The organism is Paralysiella testudinis (assembly GCF_016894345.1).
Classification (GTDB): domain Bacteria; phylum Pseudomonadota; class Gammaproteobacteria; order Burkholderiales; family Neisseriaceae; genus Paralysiella; species Paralysiella testudinis.
Window position 1 is genome coordinate 1,818,148 of sequence record NZ_CP069798.1, and the last position, 15,884, is coordinate 1,834,031.

13 protein-coding genes and 1 pseudogene are annotated in these 15,884 nt (G+C 51.6%); 8 read left to right on the forward strand and 6 right to left on the reverse strand.

Annotation, left to right across the window (positions count from 1 at the left end; genetic code table 11):
• Positions 1-37 precede the first annotated feature (37 nt).
• A complete protein-coding gene (locus tag JQU52_RS09400) occupies positions 38-3,214 on the forward strand; it encodes a DNA translocase FtsK (RefSeq protein WP_230338243.1) in 3,177 nt (1,058 codons plus the stop codon).
• Between the two features lie 528 nt (positions 3,215-3,742).
• Here the strand turns inward: JQU52_RS09400 and JQU52_RS09405 are convergent.
• The 6 genes and pseudogenes from JQU52_RS09405 to JQU52_RS09430 all read right to left on the reverse strand — a co-directional run bounded on the left by JQU52_RS09405 (position 3,743) and on the right by JQU52_RS09430 (position 7,899).
• The gene (locus JQU52_RS09405) at positions 3,743-4,441 is read right to left on the reverse strand and encodes a hypothetical protein (protein ID WP_230338244.1); all 699 of its coding nucleotides are present in this window, start codon (positions 4,439-4,441) and stop codon (positions 3,743-3,745) included.
• A 448-nt stretch (positions 4,442-4,889) separates the two neighbouring features.
• A complete protein-coding gene (locus JQU52_RS09410; RefSeq protein ID WP_230338245.1) occupies positions 4,890-5,378 on the reverse strand; it encodes a hypothetical protein in 489 nt (162 codons plus the stop codon).
• Between the two features lie 26 nt (positions 5,379-5,404).
• Positions 5,405-5,737 (reverse strand): hypothetical protein, encoded by a 333-nt coding sequence (locus JQU52_RS09415; RefSeq protein ID WP_230338246.1) that lies wholly within the window; start codon positions 5,735-5,737, stop codon positions 5,405-5,407.
• Between the two features lie 69 nt (positions 5,738-5,806).
• A pseudogene (locus JQU52_RS14880) lies at positions 5,807-6,405 on the reverse strand (IS630 family transposase).
• Positions 6,332-6,856: a winged helix-turn-helix domain-containing protein gene (locus tag JQU52_RS09425; RefSeq protein ID WP_230338247.1), complete on the reverse strand. Its 525-nt coding sequence runs from the start codon at positions 6,854-6,856 to the stop codon at positions 6,332-6,334. Before JQU52_RS09425 ends, JQU52_RS14880 begins: the two are co-directional and overlap by 74 nt.
• A gap of 14 nt (positions 6,857-6,870) precedes the next feature.
• Positions 6,871-7,899: a hypothetical protein gene (locus JQU52_RS09430; RefSeq protein WP_230338248.1), complete on the reverse strand. Its 1,029-nt coding sequence runs from the start codon at positions 7,897-7,899 to the stop codon at positions 6,871-6,873.
• A 734-nt stretch (positions 7,900-8,633) separates the two neighbouring features.
• Between JQU52_RS09430 and hpnD the strand changes: the two genes are divergently transcribed.
• The 7 genes from hpnD (at position 8,634) to JQU52_RS09465 (ending at position 15,763) form a co-directional block, all read left to right on the forward strand.
• Entirely contained in the window at positions 8,634-9,485 is an 852-nt protein-coding gene (gene hpnD / locus JQU52_RS09435; protein ID WP_230340562.1) for a presqualene diphosphate synthase HpnD, read from the forward strand.
• Entirely contained in the window at positions 9,482-10,840 is a 1,359-nt protein-coding gene (gene hpnE / locus JQU52_RS09440) for a hydroxysqualene dehydroxylase HpnE (protein WP_230338249.1), read from the forward strand. Before hpnD ends, hpnE begins: the two co-directional genes overlap by 4 nt.
• Positions 10,841-10,902: 62 nt before the next feature.
• A complete protein-coding gene (locus JQU52_RS09445; protein ID WP_230338250.1) occupies positions 10,903-11,625 on the forward strand; it encodes an SDR family oxidoreductase in 723 nt (240 codons plus the stop codon).
• A gap of 472 nt (positions 11,626-12,097) precedes the next feature.
• A complete protein-coding gene (locus JQU52_RS09450) occupies positions 12,098-13,111 on the forward strand; it encodes an ABC transporter substrate-binding protein (protein ID WP_230338251.1) in 1,014 nt (337 codons plus the stop codon).
• A 264-nt stretch (positions 13,112-13,375) separates the two neighbouring features.
• Entirely contained in the window at positions 13,376-14,278 is a 903-nt protein-coding gene (locus tag JQU52_RS09455) for an ABC transporter permease (RefSeq protein ID WP_230338252.1), read from the forward strand.
• Complete coding sequence (locus JQU52_RS09460; protein WP_230338253.1) at positions 14,275-15,069, forward strand: ABC transporter ATP-binding protein; 795 nt, start codon at positions 14,275-14,277, stop codon at positions 15,067-15,069. The genes JQU52_RS09455 and JQU52_RS09460 overlap by 4 nt, the downstream gene beginning before the upstream one ends.
• Positions 15,070-15,181: 112 nt before the next feature.
• Positions 15,182-15,763, forward strand: coding sequence for a pseudouridine synthase (locus JQU52_RS09465; RefSeq protein WP_230338254.1), 582 nt, complete (start codon positions 15,182-15,184; stop codon positions 15,761-15,763).
• Positions 15,764-15,884: the final 121 nt, after the last annotated feature.

The window sequence follows — 15,884 nt, forward strand, 5'->3', positions numbered from 1 at the left end:
AAAAATATTCAAACTAAACAATGCGGGATAAGCACGTATGTGGTGGATGATTTTATTGTTATTGATGTTGGCCATTGCCGCTTTGCTGTGGTGGCGGGGCAAACAGGAGCGTGAATGGCGGCTGGAGCTGGCTTATTTAAGCCGCCATGCGCCGCGCGCCGATGCCGCTGCAAGCAATAAGGCAGAAGAGGCACCGGCTACGCCGCCATCAATTAAAGTATTGCGCCAAATCAGCCCCAACCTCACCAATGTGCGCCTGCAAACCCGTGCCAGCCAAGCCAACCAAGCGGTATTGGGGCGGGTGGAAGCGCAAATGCAGCAACTCAACCCGCGCTTTAAAGCCGCCGCCGCGCTTACCGACGCCGACAAAGCCCGTTTGGCCAGCGATGAAGTGCTGGCCGAGCTGCCGATTTTTGCCCATGCCTTAAGCGCAGAAACACCAAGCACAGAAACGCCGGTACAGGAAAACGAAGCGGTAGAAGATGCGGCGGAAATGGTTGCCAGCGATGCGGCCATCCCGATGTTTGAACATGTACCGGAAGCCGCGCTGCCAGACGAAACCATTGCCAACACCGCGCCCGCCGCGCCGTTAGAAGTAATTACCTTGGCCGAAGCCACCCGCAAAGTGGCCACCCGCACGCCTGAGCCATTGGTCAGCACACCGCTGGAAACCGTAGCGTTGAATTGGCCGCCTGTGGATGTGGCTGCCGGCAAAAATACCGTTGCCGAACCGGCTGAGGTGATTACCTTGGCTGATCCGGCGGTATCGCGCATTCGCGAGCGTACCTTGGCCGAGCGTGAAATTTTGGCGGTGGCCATGCCGGCCAAACCCGCTGCGGTGGCGTCCGCGCCCTTGCCCACCATCGGCGAAGACGATATCCGCAGCAATTTGCTGCGCCAACGCTTGGCACGCCGCCGCGAGCATAGTCCGCACACCGTGGCTGCACCCATTCAGCCCGAGCTGGCGGTGATTGCCGAAGACGAAGTACTGGCCAATCTGGCCAAAACCGACTCCCCGATTAATAAACCCAAACACCAGTTTAAACGCACCACCGTGCGCGAAAGCGTGATTCCGGCGGCGGCGCGCATCGACCACAGCCATGCGGTGAAATTGTCGCCATTGTCTACCGCGCTGGCGGCAGAAGCGGCCAGTGCGCCCATTTCCACCCGCTTTACACCCTATGAGTCAACACCGGAAGCCGCCCCGGCACCGGCGCCGGTGCCGGCCGCATTAAGCATGAGTGCGGCCGCAACGGCGAGCACGCCTACCTTACACATCACCGATGCGCCTACCTGGTCGATTAGCGACCGTTTGATGAGCGAATCGGATGCGCCCTTAGTGCCGGTGAGCACCGAATGGCCGCAAAGCGGCAGCCACAGCGCCGCCTTGGCACCGGTGCCGATGCAACCGGCTTGGCAGGACAACACGGCCGAGGCAACGCCTGCGGGCAATGGGCGCAATGTGTGGAGTCAACGCGCCGCCCATGCCAACACGCTGCCTGAAAATGCGGCTGCCGATATGCCGCCGCCTTTGTCTGATGAATTAGCAGACGCAGCAATCCCTGAGTGGCAGCAAACTTTAAATGAAACCGCACCCGCATCTACACCGCAGCCTCTGCCACCCACAACCGCACAGCCTGTGCCGCAAACCGCCATCGGCATGGCCTTGCAATCGGCCATACAACAGGCACCGACGCCACCGCCCGCCGTGTTGAATGAACACAGCCTGCCGGGTTTAAATTTGTTGTTGCCGCCGCAGTTTGATCCCGGTGCGCGCCAAACCGAAGAAGCCTTGCTGGAAAACGGCATCACCATCGAAGAAAAGCTGGCCGAATTTAAAGTAAAAGTGAGCGTGGTGGATGCCTACGCCGGCCCGGTGATTACCCGCTACGAAATCGAGCCGGCACAAGGCGTGCGCGGCAACCAAGTGGTGAATCTGGAAAAAGATTTAGCGCGCAGTTTGGGCTTTGCCGCCATCCGCGTGGTGGAAACCATTCCCGGCAAAACCTGCATGGGCTTGGAGTTGCCCAACCCCAAGCGGCAAATGATTCGCATCAGCGAAATTTTCAGCGCTCCGGTATTTCAAGAGTCGCGCTCCAAACTCACCTTGGCGCTGGGGCAAGACATCACCGGTGCGCCGGTGGTTACCGATTTGGCGCGCGCACCGCATTTGCTGGTGGCGGGCACCACCGGCTCGGGCAAATCGGTGGGCGTGAACGCGATGATTTTATCGATGCTGTTTAAAGCCACGCCCGAAGAAGTGCGCATGATTATGATCGACCCCAAAATGCTGGAGCTGTCGATTTACGAAGGCATTCCGCACCTGCTCGCGCCGGTGGTTACCGATATGAAGCTGGCGGCCAATGCGCTCACTTGGTGTGTCAACGAAATGGAAAAACGCTACCGCCTGATGAGCCATATGGGCGTGCGCAATCTGGCCGGGTTTAACCAAAAAGTGGCCGAAGCCGCCCAGCGCGGCCAAAAGCTGGCCAACCCGTTTTCGCTCACCCCGGAAACGCCGGAGCCGCTGGAAAAACTGCCGTTTATCGTGGTGGTGGTAGACGAATTTGCCGACCTGATGATGACCGCGGGCAAGAAAATCGAAGAGCTGATTGCGCGGCTGGCGCAAAAAGCCCGTGCCGCCGGTATCCATTTGATTTTGGCCACCCAGCGCCCCAGCGTAGACGTGATTACCGGCCTGATTAAAGCCAATATCCCCACCCGCATTGCGTTTCAGGTGTCGAGTAAAATCGACAGCCGCACCATTTTGGATCAAATGGGTGCCGAAAACCTGCTCGGCCAAGGCGATATGCTGTTTCTGCCGCCCGGCACAGGCTATCCGCGCCGCATCCACGGCGCTTTTGTGGCCGACGAAGAAGTGCACGGCATCGTGGAATACCTGAAACAGTTTGGCGAGCCGGACTATATCGACGACATCCTTACCGCCGGAGTGGGCGAAGACGACTTATTCAGCAACGCCAACGGCAGCCGCAACAACGAAGGCGAAGACGACCCGCTCTACGACGAAGCCGTGGCGGTGGTGGTAAAAACCCGCAAAGCCAGCATTTCTTCGGTGCAGCGCCAATTGCGCATCGGCTACAACCGCGCCGCGCGCTTGGTAGAGCAAATGGAGGCCGACGGCATTGTGTCTGCCGCCGAAGGCAACGGCAACCGCACCGTGCTGGCACCCGGCAGCGCACATCTGGACGAATAAGCAAATCACAATACTTTAATGATAAGGCTGCCTGAAACCCTTTCAGGCAGCCTTTATACATAAGCCAACCACGCCGAGCGGCTTTATATAGTGAAATGCATAATAAAGTGCTACGATGTTGGCTCGCCTTGTCGTACTACTTGTACTGCCTGCGGCTCAGCTCAAAGAGAACGATTTTCTAAGGTGCTAAAGCACCAAGTAAATCTGTTCCGCCTTGTATTGATTCAAATTTAATCCACTATAAATACCCAAGGCTGCCTGAAACCTCAAAACCGCGTCATTGCCGAATTGGATTCGGCAATCTATTTTGCGCTTCCGTTTAATGGTGCGCATGGCGCACCCTACCAAGGCCAGTCACCAAATATAAAACCCTTTGCAGCCTAGATTGCAAGGGGTTTTATTTGTACGCAAATCCATTTTCAGCGTTAGCGTGGGCTTTGGCCGCGTAGAAAAATATTTGGCTTTAAACGGCCTTATTGATATTTGTGGGCATAGCCCACGCTACGCTTGCTGATTGGGCGTTAAAATTTAGATTCTTGGGGGCTTGGGTTTTTTAGGTTTTTCAGGAGTTTCTCCAGATTCATTATGCTTCGATTGATTTTTAAGTTGATTTTTAAGTTTATTTTGATGCTCTTGGAAGTCACGTATTGTTGCGGCCTTGCCATGTTCATCAATAATAAGAACACTATCCAAACCCAAAGTATTATCCACACCCAAAGTATTATCCACACCGCCCGTACAAGAACAATTTTTATGACTGCGTTTTTTAAGTTCAATAACTTTTTCTAAATATTCTTGAAATTCACTATATTCTAAAGTAGGAAATTGGTGTTTTGGACCTATTTGATTACCATCAATGGTACTATTATCATCTGCTAAAAAATCTATATATTTTTGATAAAATAAAGAAAATTTATTATCTTTATATTTGCCGTAGATAATAAAATGATAGTTAGCACTATCCCCATTTTTTATCAGCTGTAAATCCGAGATGGCACTTCTATAATCATTACCTTCATATTTATCTTGCTCCTTCTTTCTTTCCTCTTTTAAATTCATTCCCCTTTTAAATTCGACTAAAAAAAATTTATTACCTTCATAGAAAATAGTATCTCCAATAACTTCATGATTTCCAGCTAGTGGCGCGGCACTTATTTTCATAAAAGTCCGAACAACTTGGTATTCAATTGTTTTTTCATACCATCTTACTTTATTTTTGTTATTCATTTAATTTATCCTTCATTTTAAAATTTTATAGCAAGCGCAGCCTACTTGACTGCCTGAAGTTTTACTGGTGTAAAACACAATCCATTTAAAAATAATGAATTTCTATTCAAAATCAGAATTAAAATAAATTTTTTTAAATTTATTTATTTATGAAAATTATTTATCTGCATCTATATTTTCCTTTCGTGGGTATAAATTTTTTTAAATTTATTTATCGCAAAGCCAAATGAAGGCGTAGGTCGGATTCTTGAATCCGACGTTTGGCCGAAGGCCGAAGCGTTGCTATCTTGTTCTGTGAACAAGCGTCGGATTCGAGAATCCGACCTACGGCTTAAAATGTGGTTTTTATTTTTGGTGGCTTTGTATTCACGTTTGGCTTGGGTTATGTTTGTGTTTTTATGTGCGGTGTCTTTGTTTTGGCCTTTGTTTTATGTTTGTTGCTTGGTGTTTATTTCAAAGGCGGGGCAATAATTGCTTTGTGGGCTGTGCCTAATGGGACAAGGCTGTTTTTATCTTGTGGGTTAAATTGAAAGTCTTTATCGCATTTCAATACGCTTTTCGATACATAACCGATTTCTTTACCGTATTTACAGAAGGCTACTCTTGCGTTTTTTGATTCTGGATATTTAGTGATGATGTTGTTCCAAATGGTGACTGAACGTACTGTGGCAATACCTATGCCTGTTCTGATACCATACCCCTCATCAGTTCTGATTCTTTCATTGGTTTCAAATACTTTAGTTAATTCAGCAATCACATAGGGTTCTATGACATTTTTCACATTTTCATGCCACAGTTCATAGGTGTCATCAGATGCTGATTTATATTTCACTATCGGGGTTATATCATATCCTGTAACTGGATCGATATTTTGTTTTGCATTTATGGTATTGGTAGCATTCACTATTTGTGGTGCGCCAAATAGCATGGATAACATGATTAGTTTTGTTATGGTTTTTTTCATTAGCCTATCCCCATTGTGTCTTTTTTATTATTTATTTGCTGTTGCTCTGGCACTTGTGTGTGTGCTTCATGTTGTTTTTTATGACTTATATTTGCATTCTCAATAGCTTCTTGATTAAAAATATTTCCCCAAGAATCATCTACTGATTTTTCTTTATCAAATTGTTCAATTGCTTTATCTTGAGTTTTGAATTCTTGATTAACTTTTTGTGCTTCTTTACTCCAAGTTTTCGCAGCTTGTTCTGCTTGTTTGGTTTGACCGTTATTGGCCGCATTAATTACTTTGGCAATTTCTGTATCTTTTTGAAGATGTTTTGCTTCTTCTGGTTTCAATTTTTCAATCAGGATATTTGCTAATTTCGCGGCTTGTTCTGGTGTATTATACCATTTAAAATAAATAATCTATAATAAAGCCCATTCACAAGCCACCAGCGAACAGAGCTTGTCTTTTTCTGCAACCAACGCATTCCACGCAGCACAGCCGGCCTCTACAATCTGCCCATAGCCCTTATAGCAACGGTTGGATAAAGAGGTTTGCTTCAGCTGCCGCCATATCCGTTCTATAGGGTTTAATTCCGGTGAATACGGCGGCAGTTTCAATATGGATATGTTTTTCAGTTCGCTGACATCCTGATGCCAACCCGCACCGTCCATCACCACCACAGCATGCCGGCCTTCGGGGTTTCTTTCGATATTTGCCGTAAATGCAGCAGCATCGCCTCTTTGTTCACACTAGGCATCACCAAAGCCGCTGTTGTTCCGGTTCTCAAGCACACTGCACCAAAGATATAGGCGTATTCAAACTGCTGTTGGCGGATAATGCGTGGTCTTTTTCCCTTTTCGTGCCATACACGGGTGAGGCTGCCTTGTTGTCCGATGCGGCTTTCGTCTTGAAACCAAATGTCGACGTGTTCGGGTTTGATGTGTTCAGGTAATACCGCTTTTACCCGGTCGGTAAAGTTTTTTAAAAGCGTCTTGCGCTTGTGGGTCTGCCTGCGGATGGCGGCTGCGGGCGGTGATCCAGCTCATGCCGATACGGTGCAACAAAGGATATAGGCAGCTGCTGTGTTTGTAGTGGGCATTGAATTCTTGGGCGGCAATGGTATGGATGTCTTCGGCGGTGAGCCTGCCGCCTTCGCGTTTTTCTTGTTCTTCGATGATGCGTTGTTTGAAGGCTTGATGGTCTTGCGGCTTTAGTTTGCTGTTGCGGCCGGGTCGCTGTTTGTCGTAAATGGCCTGTTCAATACCGAATTCCCAATATTTGCGCCGTAATATGTGTATGGTTAGCGGATGGAGTCCAAACCGTGGGGCGATTTCTTCGGGTGTTTGACCTTGTTGCAGTTGGTGCAATATAAACAACCGTGTCCGTGCCCGTGGGTGGGATTCTGTTTTGGCGAGTTTGAGAAAATCATGCTCGGTGAGCTGGTGGTTTTTTGGGGTCAGTTTAGGCATAGGGTGATTATAGCTTATTTATTTTTATTGGTATTAAAGGCTTCTTTTACCTGATCTTTCCAATTTGGATCATTTCGGCTGATACCCAGTTTTACCAAAGCTTCATCTGTGATATTTTTAGCAACTTGTTCCAAAAAGTGTGGTGATTTGTTGATTTGCTCTTTTATGGCTTCCAAATTACTAAATGCATAGTTTGCTTTTTTACTTAATTCTTGTTTGCTTAATTTACCTTCTGGATCAAGCTCTTTTTCCAGGTAGGCATAAAGTGCTGGATTGTGATTTTTAAATACTTTGGTAAGTTCATCGCTGGCATATGATGCGCCGTTGTTTGCCATGCCTTTAAACAGTTGCTCAAAGGCGTGGTGCAGGCTGGCTTGGGCGGCGAGTATTTGTAGCTGGATGCCGATTTGTTGTTTTTTGTCGTTGCTGTCTTTTTCTTCGAGTGCTTCGCGCTCTTGGGCTTTTTTGGCTTGCTGTTTTCTGTGCTCGATTTCTTGCTCTTGGGCTTCTTTTTCTTTGATATGTTGTTGCAGGTAGCCCATTTGGTGGTGGGGGTTAAGCTGGATGGCATTCAGCTCTTTATTGGCCCATTGGGTGAAATGGGTGGCCATGACTTCGGTTTCGGCTATGCGCAGTTTGTTGGTGATGGGGTCGCGGTATTCTTTGCTTTGCAATAGGGTGGCAAGCTGGATGATGTCGGAGGTGTTCCATTGCTCTAGTAGGCTGCGGAAGTTGCCTCGGAAGGATTGGTTTTGTTCTAGGGATTCGGAGAAACTGAATTTTGAATAGGAAAAATAAATTAAATTATTAAAATAATTTAATTTATTAAGATTATTGGATTGGTGGGAATAATTTAATTTATGAAAATTATTTGAATAATTTAATCTATTGAAATAATTTTTATTGAAAAGATTTGAGCGGTTGGAATTATTTACGACTGCCGACTGCCGACTGCCGACTGCCGACTGCCGACTGCCGACTGCCGACTGCCGACTGCCGATATTATCTGCTTTATATTGATGATTAGCAATAGAATTTTGCATATTTTACAATTTAAACAATAAGTTAGCTTAAGAATTCCTGCGTTTGCAGGTGTGGGCGGCAAGGCTTGCCGTGGGGTTTTTGTGCGCTTTAATCTTTAAAATTTTTACACATTCTTATTTAGATTAAATGCACTGCGGCGCAATATAACAGGGTTTTGTGCTTATGCCAAGTGGCAATAGTGATGTTGGTTAAGAAAAAAGGGGGTTGTTTTAATGGCTGGGGCTGGGCGCTGATTTGAGAAGGCGGCCTGAAATGCCAATGGATTGCCGAATCCAGTTCGGCAATGGCGGGCTTATCTTTCAGCCTTAATAAGCAGGTACGTAACTTTAGCTGCTTAAGATGTGCGGGTGTGGCCATTATGGGGTTGGGGCTGCCTGAAACCCTTTCAGGCAGCCTGAGGCCTTTGCAAAACACTTTTTCGCTGATAAAAAATGTTCAAATTATAGTGGATTAAATTTGAATCAAGACAAGGCAACGAGCCGCAGACAGTATAAATATACGGCAAGGCGAGGTAACGCAGTATCGGTTCAAATTTAATTCACTATAGTCATTAGCTACGCAAGTCCACTGCGTTACCCCGGCGTAGCTAATGACGAATGGGAAAGATTTTTGAATGCTAAACGATATTTTGCAGCGTTTATATACAGGCCAAGCCGAGCGGCTTTAGCTTTCGGCCGAATCTGGTTACAATCGCCCCTTAACATGATTTTGCCTCAATGGCATGGGAATGCCTGTGGAACCTTTGCAGTATTGCCAACACAAAGCCGCCGCCAGCGGCTCCAGCTTTTTAAACGGCTTTCGCTTTTTGCCGCGCGCCAAACGCGAGGGCATCACGGTGCTGTACGCCTATTGCCGCGAGCTGGACGATGTGGTGGACGATTGCAGCGATGCGGGGGTGGCCGCGGCCACACTGAATTGGTGGCAGGCGGATTTGGCCAAGGTGTTTGCCGCAAACGGCGTGCCCGAACATCCGGTGCTGCGGGCATTGCAGCCCTTGGTGCCGCGTTTCGGGCTGCCTGAACACGAATTGGTGCAAATCATCGACGGCATGCGCATGGATTTAAGCCAAGCACGTTATGCCGATTTTGCCGAATTGCAAACCTACTGCCAATGTGTGGCCGGGGTGGTGGGGCGGCTGATTGCGCGTATTTTGGGCTTTACCCGGCCGCAAACGCTGGATTATGCCGACAAAATGGGGCTGGCGCTGCAGCTCACCAATATCATCCGCGATGTGGGTGAAGACGCCCGCATGGGGCGTATTTATCTGCCGGTGGCCGAATTGCAGCAATACGGTGTGCCCGCCGCCACCATTTTGAATGGCAGCGGCGGCGAAGGTTTTGCCCGGCTGATGGATTTTCAGGTAGCCCGTGCGCGCCAGTGCTACCGCGAAGCGGTGGCCTTACTGCCCGCCGCCGATGCACGGGCGCAAAAGCCCGGCCTGATTATGGCGGCGATTTACTATGCCTTGTTGCAGGAAATCGCAGCCGATGGCGCGGCCCATGTTTTGCAATACAAACTGGCCATTCCCGGGCCGCGCAAAGCCCGCATTGCCCTGAAAACGTGGTTATGGGGGTTTAAGCCATGAGCATCCACCCTTTGCCTGCGGGCCAGCCCAAAGTGGCGGTAATCGGCGGCGGCTGGGCCGGTTTGGCCGCCGCCGAAGCCTTGGCCGGACAGGCCGAAGTGACGCTGTTTGAGGCGGGCAAAACCTTGGGTGGCCGCGCCCGTACGGTGGCGGCCGACAGCAATGGCTTTGATTTTCTCGACAACGGCCAGCACTTGCTGGTGGGTGCTTATCGGCAATGTTTGGCCTTGCTGGCACGCGCGGGTGTGGCCGAAGCAGACGCTTTTGTGCGTCTGCCGCTCACTTGGCATATGGCCGACGGCGTGCAATTCCAAGCCGCACGGCTGCCCAGCCCTTGGCATTTGCTGTTGGGGGTGTTGGGTGGCAAAGGCGCGGCTTGGGGCGAAAAAACCGCTTTATTGCGGCAAATGCGTGCCTTGCAACAATGGCACCGCCGCCAACAGCAAGGCGGTGCCGATGTTGATGTGGCGCAGTGGCTGCGGCAGCACGGTGTAAGCCAAAAATGGCAGCAGCAATTTTGGCAGCCTTTGGTGTGGGGCAGCCTGAATACCGATTTGGGGCAGGCCAGCACCGCGCGTTTGGCCAATGTATTGGCCGACGGCGTGTGGCGCGAGCGCGCCCACAGCGATATGCTGATTGCCACAGGCGATTTGCAGCAAAGCTGGGTGGCGCCGGTGGCCGCTTGGGTGCAAAAACAGGGCGTGGCGGTGCACACCGGCACCCGCATCGGCACCTTGCGGTTGGCTGGCGAAAGCGATCAAATTTGGGTAGATGAGCACCCCTTTGCCCGTGTGATTGTGGCGGTGGCGCCGTATCATGTGGGCGCTTTATTGCCGCCGCAAACCCCGCCCGAATTTCAGGCAGCCTTAAATGCCTTATGCTACCGCGCCATCACCACCGTGTATCTGCGTTATCCGCAGGCACTGCCGTTGCCGCACGCCATCATCGGGTTGGCCAACGGCACGGCACAATGGCTAATTGCACGCGGCGCTTTAGGCGGCAATGCGCAAGAAGTGGCGGCGGTGGTTTCCCTGTCCGACCAATACGGCACATTGAGCAACGAAGAGTGGATAGCGCGGGTGCATCAGGATTTATTGCGGCTGTATCCTCATTTGCCGCCGCCCGTGGCCGGGCGCACCATCACCGAAAAACGCGCCACCATCGAAAGCCGCCCCGATATGACGCCGATTCCGCAAGCATGGCTGCGCAGCCAAGGCGTGTATCTGGCCGGAGACTATATCCACCCGCGCTATCCGGCCACCTTGGAAGCGGCGGTGCAAAGCGGGCAGATGGCCGCGGCGGCATTGCTGGCCGATTGGCAGCAACGCCCGGTTGCTGAAATAAAACGCTTGTAATTAAAATCTTTATTTTAAGGCTGCCTGAAAGATTCAGGCAGCCTGCTTTCACAGGAAAAATCATGACAACGCAACAATTAAGCGGCAAAGTGATTGTGGTCACCGGCGCATCGCAAGGCTTGGGCGCGGCGGTGGCGCGCTCGTATGCCGCCGCCGGTGCCACGGTGGTATTGGTGGCGCGGCACCAGAAAAAAATGGAAGCGGTATACGATGAAATCATGGCTGCGGGCGGGCCGGAGCCGTTTGCGGTGCGCTTGGATTTGCTCACCGCCGAGGAAAAAGAATTCGACCAATTGGCGGTAACGGTGCTGGAAGCGGCGGGGCGGATAGACGGCATTGTGCATTGCGCCAGCTATTTTTACGCACTCTCGCCCTTGATGTTCCAAACCGTGGCCGAGTGGGTGAATCAATACCGCATCAATACCGTGGCACCGATGGCGCTTACCCGTGCATTTTTACCGGCGCTGCAACAAGCCGAAGATGCTTCGGTGCTGTTTGTGGGCGAAAGCCATGGTGCCACGCCGCAAGCGTATTGGGGCGGCTTTGGTGCCTCTAAAGCGGCGCTGAATTATCTGGCGCAGGTGGCGGCAGACGAATGGCAGCAATACCCGCAACTGCGTGCCAATGTGTTGGTGCCCGGCGCCATCAATTCACCGCAGCGCATGAAAACCCACCCCGGCGAAACCCGTGGCGAGCGCAAAGAGCTGGCCGACATTATGCCCGCCTTTGTGTATTGGATGAGCCGCGACAGCCGTGGGCGCAGTGGTGAAATTGTGTATTTATAGTGGAATGCATAACAAAGTGCTACGGCGTTGCTGTGCCTTAGCGCAAAGCGAACGACTTTGTAAGGCGCAGACGCGCCAACAAACTCTGTTCCGTACGTGTGTACTGTCTGCGGCTTCGCGTCTTGTATCACTTTATTCTTCATTCCACTCTATAAACGCACATACGGATATAAAGGCTGCCTGAAACGTGTTTCAGGCAGCCTTTGGCTTAATATAAGTAAAGAAAAAATGTTTATGGCAGTATTGCCCTGCTTGGCGCACAAATCAAAAGCAAGACGGTTAAACTGTGGCATAAAGCGGATATAAACCGCTAAATAATGCCATTTTTGATGCACTTATGCTGAATTTGGCCGCCGCCGCCGTGGTGATTTTTTATGCCGATTCCCCTATCATGCAGGCACTCGTGATGTTGGTCTTCACAAAATATTACATCTCATCACAACATCATCAATAATTATTCAGGAAACGGCATATGAAACTTTCTTTTGCATACAGCGCACTGGCCGCGCTGGTATTGGCCGCTTGTAGCCCCGCCGAGCAAAAACCGGCTGCCGAACAAGGCGCTTCGGCGGCTTCTGCTGCCGCCCCGGCGGAAGTGAAAACCGTGGCGATTACCGCCATTGTGGAGCATCCGGCGCTGGATGCGGTACGCAAAGGCGTGATTGAAGAATTGGCCGCTCAAGGCTATAAAGAAGGCGAAAACCTGAAAATCGACTTCCAAAGCGCCCAAGGCAACACCGCCACTGCCGGCCAGATTGCCAAAAAATTTGCCGGCGACAACCCCGATGTGATTGTGGCGATTGCCACCCCCAGCGCCCAATCCATGGTGGCCGCCACCAAAACCATTCCGGTGGTGTTTTCGGCGGTAACCGATCCCGTAGCAGCCAAATTGGTGCCGAGCTGGGAAGCGTCTAAAACCAATGTTACCGGCTTGTCAGACGAATTGCCTTTGCAGCCGCAAATCGATTTGATGAAAAAAATCATCCCCAATCTGAAATCGGTGGGCTATGTTTACAGCCCCGGCGAAGTGAATTCCACCATTGTGCTCGATCAGTTGAAAACCGCACTGGATAAAGACGGCATCACCGTGGCCGCCGCACCGGCACAGCGCACCACCGATGTGCCCACTGCCGCACGCAGCCTGAAAGGCAAGGCCGATTTGATTTACACTTCGCTCGACAACAACGTGGTTTCCGCTTATGAGTCGCTATATAAAGTGGCGGTGGAAAACAAATTGCCGTTGGTGGCTTCCGACACCGATTCGGTAAAACGGGGTGCTGTGGCCGCTTTGGGCATCAATTACCACGATATGGGTGTGGCCACCGGCAAGGTGGTGGCACGCATTCTTAAAGGTGAGAAAGCGGGCGACATCGCGCCGCAGCGTATGGACAAGCTGGATCTCTATGTGAGCAAGAAAAATGCGGCCGAACAAGGGATTACTCTGTCTGATGCGGTATTGAAAGAAGCCAAGGAAGTGCAGGAATAATACCAATCCTAAAAAATAACCTAACTGCGTTGGCTCGCCTTAGCGCAAAGCGAACGATTTTGTAAGGCGCTGAAGCGCCAACAAACTCTGTTCCGTACTAGGTGTACTGTCTGCGGCTCGCCGCCTTGTTATCTTATTTTTTATGATTGGTATAAACCAGCCTGCAAAGCCAAAAACGACATCGGCAGGGCTGCCTGAAAGCGCTGCCGGTGTTGTTTTAATTAAGAAACTGTAAAAAACCGATTTAAAGAAACCCAATTTGTTATGTCTATGATTGCCCTGTTTGGCGCACTCGAAAGCGGCCTGATTTATGCGCTGGTGGCTTTGGGTGTGCTGATGTCGTTCCGCATCCTCGATTTTCCCGATTTAACCGCCGACGGCAGCTTTCCCTTGGGCGGTGCCGTGTTTGCCGTGTGCGTGGTGAACGGCATCAATCCGTGGCTGGCCTGTGCCGCCGGTGCCGCCGCCGGGGCTTGTGCCGGTATGCTCACCGCCTGGCTGCATGTGTCGCTGAAAATCTTGCAATTGCTGGCCAGTATTTTGGTGATGGTGGCGTTGTATTCGATTAATTTGCGCATTATGGGTGCGCCCAATGTGCCGCTGATTGGCGAGCCGAGCGTGTTTTCCGGCTTAGTGGCGGCGGATTACAGCAATCAATTCTGGGTACAGCCCTTGGTGATTTTGGGTTTTGTGGTGGCGGCTAAATTATTGTTAGACTGGTTTTTTTCCACCGAAGCCGGTTTATCGATGCGCGCCACCGGTGCCAATGCGCGCATGGCGCGGGCGCAGGGCGTGGGCACTTCGCGCATGATTATCATCGGCATGGCCATTTCCAATGCCTTGATTGCACTGGCCGGGGCTTTGTTTGTGCAAACCCAGGGCGGGGCGGATATTTCTATCGGCATCGGCACCATTGTGGTGGGTTTGGCGGCGGTGATTATCGGCGAAACGCTGATTCCGGCCAAACGCATCGTGCTGATTACGCTGGCGGTGATTGTGGGTGCGGTGCTCTACCGCCTGTTTATCGCCCTGGCGCTGGGCAGCGACACCTTGCGCGGCATCGGTTTCGGTCCGCAAGACCTTAACCTGATTACCGCCGTGCTGGTGGTGCTGGCTTTACGCCTGCCGTATATCAAACGCTATTTTCACAGGAAAAAAACATCATGATGCGTGCACAAAACCTGCGGCTGACGTTCAACCCGGGCACGCCGATTGAAAACCCGGCCTTGCGCGGCTTAAGCCTCAACATCAACGACGGCGAATTTGTTACCGTGATTGGCTCCAACGGCGCGGGCAAATCCACATTTCTGAACGCCATCAGCGGCGACACCATGGTGGATTCGGGCAGTATTCTGATTAACGGCCAAGACGTTACCCGCCAAGCGGCACACAAACGTGCGCCGCTGGTGGCGCGGGTGTTTCAAGACCCGATGGCGGGCACTTGCGAAGCGCTGAGCATTGAAGAAAACATGGCGCTAGCTTACAACCGTGGCCGCCAGCGCGGCCTGAGGCTGGCTTTGAACAGCGCCAACCGCGCCTTATTCCGCGACAAATTGGCCATTTTGAAGCTGGGCTTGGAAAACCGCCTCACCGACCGCATGGGCTTGCTCTCCGGCGGCCAGCGCCAAGCCGTCAGCCTGTTGATGGCTTCTTTGCAGCCCTCCAAAATCTTGCTGCTCGACGAACACACCGCCGCGCTCGACCCCAAAACCGCCGCCTTTGTGTTGGAATTAACCGACCGCATCGTGACCGAAGGCAAGCTCACCGCCATGATGGTGACCCACTCCATGCGCCAAGCCTTGGATCACGGCCAGCGCACTGTGATGCTGCACCAAGGCCAAGTGGTGCTGGATGTGGCGGGCGAACAACGCGCAGGCATGGACGTGCCCGATTTGCTGCACCTGTTTGAACAAACCCGCGGCGAAAAAGTATCGGACGATGCCTTGTTGTTAAGCTAGCGCGGTTTGGATAAATCAGTATAAGGCTGCCTGAAATGATTTAAGCACCGGTTTCAGGCAGCCTTATATATTGCTTTTGCCGTACAATCGCCGTTTTCACCGAATGCCGCCCATGTCTGCCAAACTGATTGCTTTTAATAAACCCTATGGGGTTATCTGCCAGTTCAGCCAACACGAAAAACACCCCAGTCTTAAGCAATATATCGATGTGGCCGATGTTTATCCCGCCGGCCGCCTCGATACCGACAGCGAAGGCCTGCTGTTGCTCACCGACAACGGCGCTTTGCAGGCCAAAATTGCCCACCCCAAACACAAACTAACCAAAACCTACTGGGCGCAGCTGGAAGGCCGCCCTGATGCAGCGGCTTTGGCGCAGCTGCAACAAGGCGTGGATTTGGGCGATTTTATTACCGAGCCTGCGCAAATCAGGCTGCCTGAAGCCGATGAAATCGCCCGGCTGTGGCCACGCCAGCCGCCCATCCGTGTGCGCCAAACCGTGCCGGATTTTTGGCTGGAAATCCGCATCAGCGAAGGCAAAAACCGCCAAGTGCGGCGCATGTGCGCACGGGTAGGGCTGCCGTGTTTGCGCTTGGTGCGCGTGGCCATCGGCGGCGTTAGCCTGTTTGACCCGCCTTTGGCGCTGGGGCAATGGCGGGAAGTGTCGCCGCCAAGCGTGTGGCAGCGCGGCGCTTGATGGCATCGGCCACATTGGGCTGTGGTATTTATCCGCTGCCAACGCCTACCCAACGCGCTTTACCTTGACAGGCCGCTATGGCAAGTCTAGAATTCAGCGCGTTGGCCAAATCTGCTTATGA

Excerpts from the sequence above, each read along its gene's own strand:
- JQU52_RS09400 (WP_230338243.1), top strand. The coding sequence starts at position 38 with ATGTGGTGGATGATTTTATTGTTATTGATGTTGGCCATTGCCGCTTTG.
- JQU52_RS09405 (WP_230338244.1), bottom strand. The coding sequence starts at position 4,441 with ATGAATAACAAAAATAAAGTAAGATGGTATGAAAAAACAATTGAATAC.
- JQU52_RS09410 (WP_230338245.1), bottom strand. The coding sequence starts at position 5,378 with ATGTTATCCATGCTATTTGGCGCACCACAAATAGTGAATGCTACCAAT.
- JQU52_RS09425 (WP_230338247.1), bottom strand. The coding sequence starts at position 6,856 with ATGCCTAAACTGACCCCAAAAAACCACCAGCTCACCGAGCATGATTTT.
- JQU52_RS09430 (WP_230338248.1), bottom strand. The coding sequence starts at position 7,899 with ATGCAAAATTCTATTGCTAATCATCAATATAAAGCAGATAATATCGGC.
- hpnE (WP_230338249.1), top strand. The coding sequence starts at position 9,482 with ATGAGCATCCACCCTTTGCCTGCGGGCCAGCCCAAAGTGGCGGTAATC.
- JQU52_RS09445 (WP_230338250.1), top strand. The coding sequence starts at position 10,903 with ATGACAACGCAACAATTAAGCGGCAAAGTGATTGTGGTCACCGGCGCA.
- JQU52_RS09450 (WP_230338251.1), top strand. The coding sequence starts at position 12,098 with ATGAAACTTTCTTTTGCATACAGCGCACTGGCCGCGCTGGTATTGGCC.
- JQU52_RS09455 (WP_230338252.1), top strand. The coding sequence starts at position 13,376 with ATGTCTATGATTGCCCTGTTTGGCGCACTCGAAAGCGGCCTGATTTAT.
- JQU52_RS09460 (WP_230338253.1), top strand. The coding sequence starts at position 14,275 with ATGATGCGTGCACAAAACCTGCGGCTGACGTTCAACCCGGGCACGCCG.
- JQU52_RS09465 (WP_230338254.1), top strand. The coding sequence starts at position 15,182 with ATGTCTGCCAAACTGATTGCTTTTAATAAACCCTATGGGGTTATCTGC.